The following is an 11,978-nucleotide window of genomic DNA, read 5'->3' on the forward strand; positions in this document are numbered from 1 at the left end:
TTTATCTCTCATACTCCCTCCGGCTCACCTGATACACCCGCCCCGCCGTCTTCTCCCCAATTCCCTGCACCGCCATCAGTTCTTCTAACGAAGCATTCACAATACCCTGCACTGACCCGAAATGCGCAAGGAGCAGCCGGGCGTTCTTCAGCCCAATCTCCGGGAACGCCGAGACAACATACTCCTGCTCCTCTTTCATCGAACGCTGAACCTTGTGCGGGTGCATCTTGCGCTCGCCCCGTTCCCCTTCTTCGCGCTTCGCGATGACGTACAGCATCTGGGCGGTGTCCTGTTCGTCCTTCGTGAAGAGCAGGGTGATCCCGAGGTCGATGGTAATCGCGGAGAGGACGCCCCGGATGGCGTTCGGGTTGATATCGCGCTGGGTGAAGATATCGCCGCCCTCGACAATCAGGACCGGGCGGGGGACGGCATCGGCCATGGCCTTGAGCTGACCGAGAAGGTCACGGTTGATGAGCGTGTCGGCGAAATCTTTTGCGGTCTTCCGTTCGACAAGGATCCGGTCACCGATGGCATAGTCCCCCTGCGGGAGGCGTTCGAGCCGGATGGCGGCCCCCATGGTTGAGAGGACCTCGACTACTTTTGACGAAGTCTCGCGGTCGTCGATGACGATCTTTATGCCCTGCGGGGTGAACTCTTCGATGCTTGCCTGTTCCACGGCAAGCGGGATCTCGCGGGGGGTGGAGAGCGCTGCGTTGAGGGAGCGCATGCTCTTATGCATCATCTTCTCTTTGGCCGTGCTGACGTGCCGGAAGACTTCGTCGGACGTACCCTTGGTGACCAGGACGACGACTCGCCCCGCTCCCGAGCGGCCGGTCCTCCCTTTGCGCTGGATGGACCGGATCTCGGACGGGACTGCCTCGTAGAATATGACGAGGTCGGTTGAGGGGACATCGAGTCCCTCCTCGCCGACTGAGGTCGCGACCAGCACCTTGAACTCCCCCTCACGGAACCGGGTGAGGGCTGCGATCTGCTTCTTCTGCGAGAGGCCCTTCTCCGCATCTTTTGTTGCCTGTCCGACAAACCGTTCGCTCTCGATCCCGTGCTTTGCAAGGAAGTCCACGAGGAGCTGCACGGTATCCCGGTAAGTGGCGAAGATGATAATCCGGCTGTTGGGGGAATCTGTAAGCTGCTGCCGGACAAGGCCGAGGGCTACCTCAGGCTTCGGGTGAAGCTCACGGGTCCACTCAACCGAGCGTTCGAAAAGTTCGCGGAACGACCGGTCCTGCACGAGACGCTGGCTGGCCTTACTGCCGCCGGCTCCTGTCCCTTCAGCGTAGAGTTTCGCCAGGTACCCTTTGAGCACCTCACTTCCCTGCGATTCAGCGAGGGTGATTGCGTGTTTTAGTTTCATAAGCTCGGCATACACAGACGCTGCGGAGAATGCGGCCGAGTCGCGGTTTGCGATCCGCTGCTGGATCTGGGCATTGATGGCCGAGAGTTCCCGCATCGAGAGTTTCTCCCGCTTCGGCACGGAAAAGTGAAGCGAGGCAAGGACCCCGAGCCGGTCTTCGATGAGGGCGTTGATGGTCTGGATTGCTGCTTTCAGGTCCGGGGGGAGGTCGATGGAGATGTATTCGAGTTCGCGTTCGAAGACGTAGGGCCGGACATCCGGGTCGTTCTCGGTCCGTGTCTCGACATGGGCGATCGCGAGGTTTGCGCAAACTTCCTGCACCTTCTCCTGCGCCCCGCCCGGTGACGCGGTCATCGCGAGGATGAGGGGTTTATCGGCTGTCGCCATGTAGCGTTGCGCAAGGAAGACATACGCATAGTTCCCCACGGCCCGGTGACATTCATCCACGATGAGGAGTGACACATCGGAGAGCGTGTAACGCCCGGCGATCAGGTCGTTTTTGATCACCTGAGGGGTTGCAAGGATGACGGAAGCCCGGTTCCAGTCAGCGGTCCGCTCATCAGGTGGGGCTTCTCCTGTGAACATCACAAACGGTGATGTATCCGATCCTTCCGGGCTCTTTGCGAGCAGGTATCCCTCAAAGTAGCGGAGGTGCTGATCCACGAGAGGTTTTGTCGGGGCGAGCATCAGCACCCGGCCCCCCTCGTTATAGAGCCGGGATGCGGCAACGAGCAGGGAGACGGCAGTCTTCCCAAGGCCGGTGGGGAGAATCACCATGGTGTTGGCGTCCAGTGCCTTCATTGCGATGGAGAGCTGGTACTCGCGCTTGTCGATGCTTTCAGGTTTCACCATCGGGTGGCTGATAAATGCCATTTTCTGATGAGAGGATTGGTCTGCCCGGGTTATAAGGGGATTGTGGAGGAGGGGAAAGTGGAATTGTGTAGGAGGGTGTTTGTTAATCTTGAAAAATTGAATGGCACAAAACCTCCGCGATATTGTGAGCATTCCCACCCCCTTCGGGGGTCGCTCGGGCGCCTGCCGGGCCCTCGCTGGGCAAATTATCTTACACAATCTCAAGCAGGTAATTGAGGCCGCCGCGGGGCGCCCTTCGGGGAGGTAATCGTCGCATCAGCGAGGATTACCATGAGAAGGCCTCAGCCTTCGACTTTGGCGGCAGCCATCATAATTGGGGTATGGGGGCATCAGCCCCCATCACTGATAATAGTGGAGGTTGGTTAACCCAGTTCCCCAAACTTCACATCGCCCTCAACGAGTGCACTCAGCGTCTCCGGCAGCTTGTCGATAGCAATCCTCACCTGCTTCATCGAATCCCGGTCGCGGAGTGTAACAGTATTGTTCTCTTTCGTATCGTAATCAACCGTCACCGCAAACGGCGTCCCAATTTCGTCCTGCCTGCGGTAGCGCCGGCCGATGGCGCCACTGTCGTCGTATTCCGCGAGCAGGCCCTTTTTGTGGAGCGACTTCGTGATAGTGTCGGCGATGGTGTCGAGACCGTCGCGGGTCATGAGCGGGAAGACCGCGACCTGGACCGGGGCAACTTTCGGGGAGAACCGCATGACGGTCCGTTTCTCGCCATCTGCTTCGTCCTCGTCGTACGCCTGTTCGAGCACTGCATAACACATACGGTCGATTCCGTAACTGGGTTCGACCACGTGCGGGACGATGTCCTCGCCGCGGATGTCCACGATCTCGTCCTTCACTTCATACAGGTCAGGAGGGATATGGATTATTTCCCCGTCGACTTCCACATCGACCCCGCCTTTCTCCGGGATCGACTCCGCGAGCGCGGCAAAGATCGTCTTGGCCTTGTCACGGTACTGCTTGCCAAGCACGCCCATGTTCGGGACAATCCGCCGGCGGGGGACTTTCCGCGGTTCAGCGTACTGGATGAAGACCGTCATCGGGGTGCCGCTTTCCTTGGCGTGGGCATTGAGGTCGTAGTCCGTGCGGTCGGCAAGGCCTACTGTCTCGACCCAGCCGAAGCGGTCGGACCGGATCTCGGCGTCCCAGCAGTCGGTTGCGTAATGCGCCCGCTCATCCGGGAGGTGCTGGCGGAAGCGGAGCCGTTCTGGTTTGATCCCGATGGAGACGAGCATCTCGTGTGTCAATGCAACGTAGTAGGCGAGATACTGGTTTGCAATCACGCCCTTTTCAACGGCCTCCTGCATGGTCATGGTGACCGCTTCCCCGCCCTTCTGTTGCTGGACATAGGTAAGGAGCGGCATGCCGTAGTTTGCGTAGCGGGAGAACCGGGGGTGCTTGTTCTTCTCGTCCGGGTGGACAAAGATCTCGGCCTCGGCCTGCGTGAACTCGCGGAGCCGGATCATTCCCTGGCGGGGGGAGATCTCGTTGCGGTACGACTTACCGATCTGGACGGCGCCGAACGGAAGCTTGTCGCGGTAGAACCGGAGGAGCCGGGAAAAGTCCACGAACATCCCCTGCGCCGTCTCGGGGCGGAGGTAGCCGACCCGCTGGGAACCGGGGCCTATAGTGGTCCTGAACATCAGGTTGAACCCGAAGACCTCGACGTTTCCGAGGACTTCCTCGCAGGCAAGGCACTTGCAGGTGGCGAGGACCGATGCGAGGTCCTCGTTCTTCATCGTGGAGGCGTTCTGGATCCCGCCGCCTTCGGCAACATGGTCGGCCCGCAGGTATTCCTTACAATGAGGGCACTGGCACATCTTGTCGGCAAACCCGGCAACATGGCCGGAGGCGATAAAGACGGCTTCCTGCGCAATCGTCGGGCACTCGATCTCGTAGTACCCTTCGCGGATAACGTAAAAGTCCCGCCAGATATTCTCGATGCGCCGTTTCATCATCGCCCCGAGCGGGCCGTAGTCAATAAAACCTGCCACGGCACCATAACACTCGGAGGTTGGCCAGATGAAACCCCTCCGTCTGGCAAGTTCCATCACGTTTTCAAAAACATCACTCATAAGGATCACGGAGCTGCTAATTTCTTCCATAATATAGACCGGGTGGCGACAAAAAGACTCTGATACTCTCTTCTGGCAGGGTAAGGGATCATGCCTCCTTGGACAGATGGAGAAAAAAACCGGGTGGATCAGAGAAAACCGACACAACTGGCATCAATGCACCAGATCGAACCGAGTCTGATTTATACGTCTTTTGGTCAAACGGGCCGTAAAGATAGCATTAAATAGTTGACGAAGTATTGTATATCCTAATCCCAATACGGGGTATGCAATGACCGAAGACAAACGAAAGGCACACCTGTTGAAACTCTTCAGTTCCATGTCGGGCAAGACCAAGATTGTCGAGCCCATGAAGAATATCCATGGCACGCTGAGGGACAGCGATGCGATCGAACGCGAGGTCGCCCTCGTGATGAGGGAGATCATCGAACAGGGGATCTTCAAGACCTCTTTAAAACCGATCCAGCTCGCAAAGCTTGTCACATCGTTCTATGCTGGCAAGAACGACACCGAGATCGCCCGCGAGCTCGGTGACGAGAAACTCAGCAAGACGGTAGCCCGGGCCCGGGTCCGGCTCAAGCTCTTCCGGGACCTCGACTTCCGGATGCCCTTTGATAAGGAGCAGATGGAGGCGCTGATCGAGTCCGGCAAGACCATGAAGGAGGTCTCCGAGGAACTCGGCGTCAGCCCCTCCACCCTCCGCGAGTACCGGCACGTGATCGAGGAGCAGGAAGACCCGACCATCGATCCCTACATCGACCGGATACGCGATGTCATGGAAGACCGCGACCTCTCCGAGCAGATGACCCGGAGCGCCACGGCCGACAGCCTCGGCGAATCGATCGACATCACCGAAGCCGAACTGATAGATGTTACATAACAGCCGGGCTCCCGGCACACCAGTCATCCATTTTTCTAAAGACAGCTCTCGCGCACCCCTTACCATTTCAGGGCAAGGTTCATTCGTGAGGAGTCTGATCTGCATATATGCAAATCACCTGGCTTGGCCATTCCTGCGTCCTTTTGACCGGATCAAAAAAGGTCCTGATCGATCCCTTTATCGAAGGCGGGAGCGTTGCCGGCACCTCTCCCGACCTCGTGGCCGTAACCCACGGGCATGACGACCACATGGGAGAGGCGGTGGCGATTGGGAAAAAGACGGTCGCGATCACGGAGATAGCAAAGTACCTGAAGGGGAAGGGAGTCCCGGTCGAGGGCATGAACATTGGCGGTACCCAGGTTGTCGACGGGGTATCGTTCACGATGACCGCGGCACTCCACTCGACCTTTATCGTGGAGGCCGGCGAGGGTTTCTCGGGCGGTGCGCCGGCGGGATTCGTTATCGGTATGGATGGCGTGAAGGTCTACCATGCCGGGGACACCGGCCTCTTCTCTGACATGAAACTGATCGGGGATCTGTACCATCCCGATGTTGCGCTTCTCCCCATCGGCGGGCGGTACACGATGGGCGTTGCCGAGGCCATGATGGCGGCAAACTTCATCGGCGCAAAGATTGTCATCCCCATCCATTACAATACCTGGGACCGGATCAAGGCCGATCCGGTGGTCCTGAAGAATGGCATCGAACGGACAACAGACCTCGCCGTCAGGATCCTGGCCCCGGGCGAGAGCATTGAGATCACTCCTGAATAATTCCTTTTTAAAAATGGGTGCCCCCGCACCGTACCCTGTGTGTGGCAGAAGCGGAGCTATTAATAATACCCATACATACTATGACCTATATTTCCCGGGCCGGGTGAGAGATGTCAAACTGCCCGAAGTGCGGTTCCAAGAATACAGAATGGACTGACTGCAAGACGGTCAATGACAAGACCATTGTCGTCTGCGTCTGCTCAGACTGTGGCCATACCTGGGAGCAGCCGCTCTGATCCCTACTGGGGTACAATCGCAATTTTTTATACCTCTCCCGTTCCCATCTCAATATGGGTCAGAATCATGGTCCTGCAACTGTTGTCCATCCCGTTTGTTAACCTTATCCTGTGTATTGTCATTGTTATTCTGGGTTTCCTCTGTTTCAAAAAGAGCGGGGAGCGGCTCCCTGCGTTCATCGGTGCTGCATTCGGGCTTTTTGGGATCTCGCATGCAGCAACGATCGCCGGTATTGCCGCATCACTGGAACTTCCCCTGATTGTTATCCGGACGCTTGCCTACGTACTTGTTATCGTCGCCCTCTGGCTCAACCTTAAGAGCACCCTCCTGCAGAAAGAGACGCGCCAGGCATGGGTGGATTATTTCAAGGGCGAAACCGTACCGGACGAGAAAAAGTGAGCGGAAATCCGGGGCTCTCCCCCGGATCCCTTGCCAATAGTGCTTATTCCTTACGGCGCGATACTATGGAATATCAGGAGATCTTCCGTATCGCTTCATCGCGGTTCGCGCAGATCATGAAGATGCTGGTGAATCCCGCCATTTCAAAGACCTTGAGAACCTGCGGCCGGATCCCGGCAAGGGCAACTTTTCCTCCTGCCTTCATCTGGTCACGGGTAACGACAAGAAGGATGCGGAGGCCGGCGCTGGCGATATAGTCCGTTGCAGAAAAGTCCATCACGAGTTTTGCAGGTTTTCCTGCCAGCAGTGTCTTGATCTCCGTTTCGATATCCGGTGCATTGTTTGCATCAAACCGCGGTGGCATCACGATAATGACGGTATCATTCTCACGGGAGACTTCCAGTGCCATAGGTATCAGCGTTTGAAGATATTTTCCGTGACCTGATAATATCGACGCTCTTGATCCGTGCGATTGTGCCGTGGTTGTCGTGCAGGGGCGCAGGTATCCGGTTCACCGTACCCCGTCCATCTCCGCCTGTTTCGGGTCCATGGGGGCCCATTTCATCTGGTGGGATCGGCCCACAATGCCTGCCGCCCGGTTGTAAGGATTATCGTGGGGTGCGTCCAACTGCTGTACATCCTATGGCAATCGCACGAAAAATCCGCAGTCCGGTACTTGTCCTGGTTGCGTGCCTCTTTTTTGCCGCGACAGTATCGGCAGCAGGCATCGAGGCCGTATCCGGGGAGACCATCCCGCTCTCGGGATATTCGCCTACGAGCAACCAGGTGTACCTCTTCCTGACCGGCCCCAACCTCCCGACAAATGGCGTTGCGCTCAATGACATCACCAAGCGAGCCGATGAGGGGCATTTCACGGTCGTCCAGGTGATGGGGGACGACAGCTGGAGCTACAAGTGGCATACCGGCAACGTCAACGGGCGCCTTGACGACGGCACGTATACGGTCTGGGTCGTGAACGGGCCAAACGACCGCTCCAATCTCCGGAATGCCGAGTATGGCACCATCTCTGTCACGCTGGGAAAGCCGGGACTCTCGGCCGGCATCTCCGGCGGAATAACGACAGGGGCTGCATCCCCGTCCTGCTCTCTTGTCATCACGTCCGAGCCCGCTGACTGTTCCGTTGTCGTGAATGGCGAGTACAAGGGAAAGACACCGCTTACTGTCGGGAACCTCTACCCGGGAACCTATACCATCAATGTAACGATGTTCGGGTACATGCCGTATTCTACCGTGGTCGAGCTCACCAATGGCGCGGAGGCTACTGTGACGGCATACCTCCCTCCTGAGCGCGGCACGCTTGTGGTCAATACAACCCCTGAAGGGGCACAGATCCTGCTGGACGGTGCGGTTGCCGGGATTGCACCGGTCACGCTCATCAACGTACTGCCGGGCGGGCATAACCTGACGGTCGTAAAAGAAGGATATGTCACCGTGCAGCAGCAGGTCTCTGTTGAAGCGGGGCTTACTACCCCGGTTTCCCTCACCCTGTCCCCGGTCTCCCCGCTGCAGGCCCTTCCGATCAGGACACCGGGGCTTGTGATAGCAACTCTTGCCGGTCTTTCGTGTGCAGCTCTTGCGGTCATCCGTCTCCGGTCAAAGAATAAATGAATGCATCTCCTTCTCTCCTTTTTCGTGTGACACTGGGTATCCCGCCCGCATGGCTGTAACAGGATTAATATTCGTCAACAGGCAACCGGTTAGGAGAGACCATGGAGACGTTCGTAATCCTGAATATTGTCGCCCTCGGCACGCTTGCCGGCACCATCACCGGCCTTATTATCGGTTACGCGGCGAAGCGGCAGAAACCGGCCTGGTCGGCAATGACGGCAGAGGACAAGCGCGTCAACCTTGCCCTCGTCCTCTTCTTTGCGCTCGTGTATATCGCGCTTCTCACCTGGTTTGCCCTGCAGCCGCCGGCCCCTGCATTCCCCTGATTCTTTTTAATCCATCGGCTGCATGACGGTCTCCGATAGCGGGTAATCGATTAGTGCGTACGCGATACTTCCTCCTGTTCGGGAACGGGTTTATAGGGATTCATGCTGAATACCTTCTGACGATGCGGCTCAAGGACCACCTCAAAGGCCGGGTACCCGATGACGCACTCCGCCGGTTTTCCGGCCGCTTCGATGTGGTGGGGGACGTTGCCATTGTTTCGGTCCCCCCGGAGATGGATGCCTACAAACCGCTGGTTGCAAAAACTATCCTGTCCACCCGGAAGAACGTGTACACGGTCCTCAACAAAGTGCAGAAGGTTGGATCGGATGCACGGACCGCATCCTTTGAGATTCTTGCCGGGGAGACAACACTCACCCGGTACCGCGAGTTCGGTTTCCAGTACCGTTTCGATGTTACGAAAGTCTTCTTCACCAGCCGTATGGCCTATGAGCGGAGACGGGTCACGGAACAGGTGGAGCCCGGCGAGACGGTCCTCGTGCCGTTCTGCGGTGTGGGGCCGTTTGCCATTCCGGCAGCTGCCCGGGGCGGCCGGGTCACTGCAATCGAGAAGAACCCTGAGGCGTACGGCTGGCTCCGGGAGAATATCATCCTGAACCATGTCGATGATTCAGTGATGGCAATTCTTGGCGATGCAACGGATACGGGGCACCTTCTGGGGAAGCGATTTGACCGGATCATCATCCCCACGCCCTATGGCATGAAGGACAGCCTGGATATCTTCGCCCCGTTTGCAGCCCGCGACGGCATGATCCACTTCTACGCGTTCGGGCCGAAGAACGGAATGCCGGCGCTCGTGGAGGCGCTTGAGAAAAAGGGATTCGCCCTCACGTTCCATGACGAGTGCGGCAATGTCGCGCCGGGGATCAAGCGCTGGGTTTTCGACCTGGTGAAGACGGGGTGACGGTTACTTCTTCCTGCCATAATGGAGGGTAAAGAGCGTCATGTACTCGTCGGCATAGCACGTGGAGTCGGAACAGACGGCAAACTCCGGGTATAGGGAGGAACGGAACAGGTCGTGCCACTGGCTCCGGAGCATGTGGTACTCCGTGCGCTCTCCCCGTGGCCGGGTGAGGAGCGAGACAACCTCGGTCATGAGGAAGGAGTCGATGCAGTCCGTGACAATGTCGACCGGTGCATCATGGGAATAGACAAAGTCCATGATCCTGCTGTATGACTGGTATACCGAGAGGGCAAGTTCCGGCGTGGCGAGTTCGGAGGTGTCGTTGTCGGCGTCCATCTCAAAGAGGAGGAAATGGTCGATCCAGGGCTTGAGCCGCAGGAGGTGGAGCCTCTTGTCTTCTACCGGCATGTGGTGGTAAGCAAGGGAGCTCATGGCGATATCGTACCGGGTACGGATGGATGCGGAGCAGTCCTGTATCCGGGAATTCTCGGTCACGATCCGTGTATCCGGGAACTGGTCTCCGACGGTATTTTTGGCAAGGGCGATCATTGCCGGGGAGGCATCTATGAGGAGCACTTCGCCAATGGCATCGGCTTTACCGGTCTCCAGCAGTTGGGAGAGGACCATTGCTGTAAGGGATCCGTCTCCGCAACCGATGTCAATGAACCGCACCGGGTTGTCGAAGGCAGGGAGGCTGTGGGCAAACTGCTTTACGAGCTGCTGTCGTGCCGCTTTCATCACCGGGACGCTGGCAAAATGGAGGAACGGGCGCGGGTCCTCGAATGCCGTTGCGGGCGGGATGAGGGTGCCGTTGTGCCGCGAGAGGAAACTTAAGAGGAACGCTGCGGAGAAGAGGTCGTCCTCCTCGGCGAGCGTGGCCGCTTCCAGCCATTCCACGGCGCGACGGCTCTCGCCCCGGCCGGCAAGGTCGACTGCGATATAGTAATCGAATGCCGGGACCAGGTTTTTCCGGATCCGGCCTTCATACTCTGCCGGGGCTGTGGGACTGTCGGCAATCTCGCGGGCATACCGGCGCCATTCAGCCTTCTCCGTTTCCGAGAGGAATAACATGCGGGTTGAGTCCTTTTTAAAGAACGGTCTCTTTGCCATGGTAAATAGCTGGTGATGCATGGGCATGCCCGTGCCCGTCAGGGTAATTGCAGATGCAGGCCAAATGCTAAGAAACGAGGTTTTCCTGTGCAGATCATAACACCTTCGGCAATCCTCCGTGACTGGTCAGCGGACGATGTCTCATCCCTTGTCCGGTTCGCGAACAATCCCCGTATTGCCGCCACCCTGCGGGATGGCTTTCCCTCCCTCTATACTTCTGGTGATGCGGAGCGCTTCATCACACAGGCAACCGCACCCGAAAGCCGGAACCTTATCTTAGCCATTGAAGTGGATGCACAGGCCTGCGGCGCGATCGGGATCCACCCGCTGGAGGATGTTTATCACAGGACAGCGGAGATCGGGTACTGGCTTGCGGAGCCGTACTGGGGCAGGGGTATTGTGACTGATGCAGTCCGGGCCATCGTCCCTGTGGCATTCGACCGGTATGACATCGTACGGATCCAGGCAGGAATCTTCTCGAATAACCCGGCATCTATGCAGGTGCTGGAAAAGTGCGGGTTTATCCGCGAGGCGATCCACAAGGACGCGGTTACGAAGAACGGTGTGACAATGGACGAGGTAATGTTTGTCCGGTTCCGGTAAAAAAAGATCAGACCGGGAGGACGCGGCTCCCGAAGATCTCGTTGATGGTCTGCCCCATGCCCATGTAGAGCGCAAGGCCGCCCGCGATCAGGCCGGAGATGCCTCCCAGCGTGAGGATGAGCGGGTTCGCGGTCAGATGTGCTGCAACCAGGAGTGCGACAAGGATCACCACGAAAGCAAGGGTGACCTGGAGAAGGCGGTGCATCTTGAGCGTGCAGATGAAGAGGCCGAGGGCGAAGATTCCCCAGATAGCAAGGAATGCCGCCAGTTCCACCGGTGACGGGGCTTTTGCAAGCGAGAGAGCGGGCAGCATCAGGATCACGGCAAAGGTGATCCAGAAGATCCCAAAGCTGCCAAAAGTCAGCATGCCGAAGGTGTTCTTCTTCTTCCATTCCATGACACCGACAACGGACTGGGCCACGCCGCCATACAGGAGCGCCATTGCGACAATCGGGCTCGAGAGGCCGGTGAATCCTGCATTGTGCAGGCTCAAGAGGATGGTCGTCATACCGAAAGCGCACAGCCCAAGCGGGGCCGGGTTGGCGGTGTTGTCCATCATGAAAATATTGTTCCTGTTTACTTCTTCCATATGCTGCATGATAACCTCATGTGATGGCTGAAAACCCCGGAAATGCACCAGATTGCTGGATTATATTGAGATTTGTGCACCACATCCTACAAAATATGGTGTTCTCTGTTAAAAACGCCATCATTTATTTGCACTGTGGTGCACCACTTTTGTTCGAGTGGCATAACCATTCCTGAAATG

The 11,978-nt window shown here is 57.5% G+C and carries 13 protein-coding genes; 8 read left to right on the forward strand and 5 right to left on the reverse strand.

The window, feature by feature from the left end; all coding sequences use genetic code 11:
- Position 1: 1 nt before the first annotated feature.
- Together PHF39_RS01090 and glyS are read right to left on the reverse strand one after the other, a co-directional pair.
- A complete protein-coding gene (locus PHF39_RS01090) occupies positions 2–2,245 on the reverse strand; it encodes a DEAD/DEAH box helicase (protein WP_300219300.1) in 2,244 nt (747 codons plus the stop codon).
- A 362-nt stretch (positions 2,246–2,607) separates the two neighbouring features.
- A complete protein-coding gene (glyS, locus tag PHF39_RS01095; RefSeq protein WP_300219302.1) occupies positions 2,608–4,329 on the reverse strand; it encodes a glycine--tRNA ligase in 1,722 nt (573 codons plus the stop codon).
- Positions 4,330–4,600: 271 nt separating this feature from the next.
- Here glyS and PHF39_RS01100 point away from each other — a divergent pair, with 271 nt between their 5' ends.
- The 4 genes from PHF39_RS01100 (at position 4,601) to PHF39_RS01115 (ending at position 6,618) form a co-directional block, all read left to right on the forward strand.
- Positions 4,601–5,209, forward strand: a complete 609-nt coding sequence (locus tag PHF39_RS01100; protein ID WP_300219304.1) for a response regulator receiver protein — start codon at positions 4,601–4,603, stop codon at positions 5,207–5,209.
- Between the two features lie 107 nt (positions 5,210–5,316).
- Positions 5,317–5,982 carry a metal-dependent hydrolase gene (locus PHF39_RS01105; protein ID WP_300219306.1) on the forward strand — a complete coding sequence of 222 codons (666 nt, stop codon included), beginning with the start codon at positions 5,317–5,319 and terminating at the stop codon, positions 5,980–5,982.
- A 110-nt stretch (positions 5,983–6,092) separates the two neighbouring features.
- Positions 6,093–6,218 carry a hypothetical protein gene (locus PHF39_RS01110; RefSeq protein WP_015286184.1) on the forward strand — a complete coding sequence of 42 codons (126 nt, stop codon included), beginning with the start codon at positions 6,093–6,095 and terminating at the stop codon, positions 6,216–6,218.
- A gap of 67 nt (positions 6,219–6,285) precedes the next feature.
- Positions 6,286–6,618 (forward strand): hypothetical protein, encoded by a 333-nt coding sequence (locus PHF39_RS01115; RefSeq protein ID WP_300219310.1) that lies wholly within the window; start codon positions 6,286–6,288, stop codon positions 6,616–6,618.
- 73 nt (positions 6,619–6,691) lie between these two features.
- Here PHF39_RS01115 and PHF39_RS01120 read toward each other — a convergent pair whose 3' ends face one another.
- Positions 6,692–7,027, reverse strand: coding sequence for an STAS domain-containing protein (locus tag PHF39_RS01120; protein ID WP_300219312.1), 336 nt, complete (start codon positions 7,025–7,027; stop codon positions 6,692–6,694).
- A gap of 233 nt (positions 7,028–7,260) precedes the next feature.
- Here PHF39_RS01120 and PHF39_RS01125 point away from each other — a divergent pair, with 233 nt between their 5' ends.
- From PHF39_RS01125 to PHF39_RS01135, 3 genes are all read left to right on the forward strand, one after another.
- On the forward strand, positions 7,261–8,247 hold the full coding sequence (locus PHF39_RS01125; protein WP_300219314.1) for a PEGA domain-containing protein: 987 nt from the start codon (positions 7,261–7,263) through the stop codon (positions 8,245–8,247).
- Between the two features lie 101 nt (positions 8,248–8,348).
- Entirely contained in the window at positions 8,349–8,573 is a 225-nt protein-coding gene (locus PHF39_RS01130; protein WP_015286179.1) for a hypothetical protein, read from the forward strand.
- 53 nt (positions 8,574–8,626) lie between these two features.
- Positions 8,627–9,496: an RsmD family RNA methyltransferase gene (locus PHF39_RS01135; RefSeq protein WP_300219315.1), complete on the forward strand. Its 870-nt coding sequence runs from the start codon at positions 8,627–8,629 to the stop codon at positions 9,494–9,496.
- A 3-nt stretch (positions 9,497–9,499) separates the two neighbouring features.
- Here the strand turns inward: PHF39_RS01135 and PHF39_RS01140 are convergent, their stop codons facing one another.
- Positions 9,500–10,606: a class I SAM-dependent methyltransferase gene (locus tag PHF39_RS01140; RefSeq protein ID WP_300219317.1), complete on the reverse strand. Its 1,107-nt coding sequence runs from the start codon at positions 10,604–10,606 to the stop codon at positions 9,500–9,502.
- 87 nt (positions 10,607–10,693) lie between these two features.
- On the opposite strand from PHF39_RS01140, the gene PHF39_RS01145 reads away from it, so the two are divergent.
- On the forward strand, positions 10,694–11,209 hold the full coding sequence (locus PHF39_RS01145) for a GNAT family protein (RefSeq protein ID WP_300219319.1): 516 nt from the start codon (positions 10,694–10,696) through the stop codon (positions 11,207–11,209).
- 7 nt (positions 11,210–11,216) lie between these two features.
- Here the strand turns inward: PHF39_RS01145 and PHF39_RS01150 are convergent, their stop codons facing one another.
- Positions 11,217–11,807 carry an acetate uptake transporter gene (locus PHF39_RS01150; RefSeq protein ID WP_300219321.1) on the reverse strand — a complete coding sequence of 197 codons (591 nt, stop codon included), beginning with the start codon at positions 11,805–11,807 and terminating at the stop codon, positions 11,217–11,219.
- Positions 11,808–11,978: the final 171 nt, after the last annotated feature.

Source organism: Methanoregula sp., from assembly GCF_028712425.1.
Lineage (GTDB): Archaea > Halobacteriota > Methanomicrobia > Methanomicrobiales > Methanospirillaceae > Methanoregula.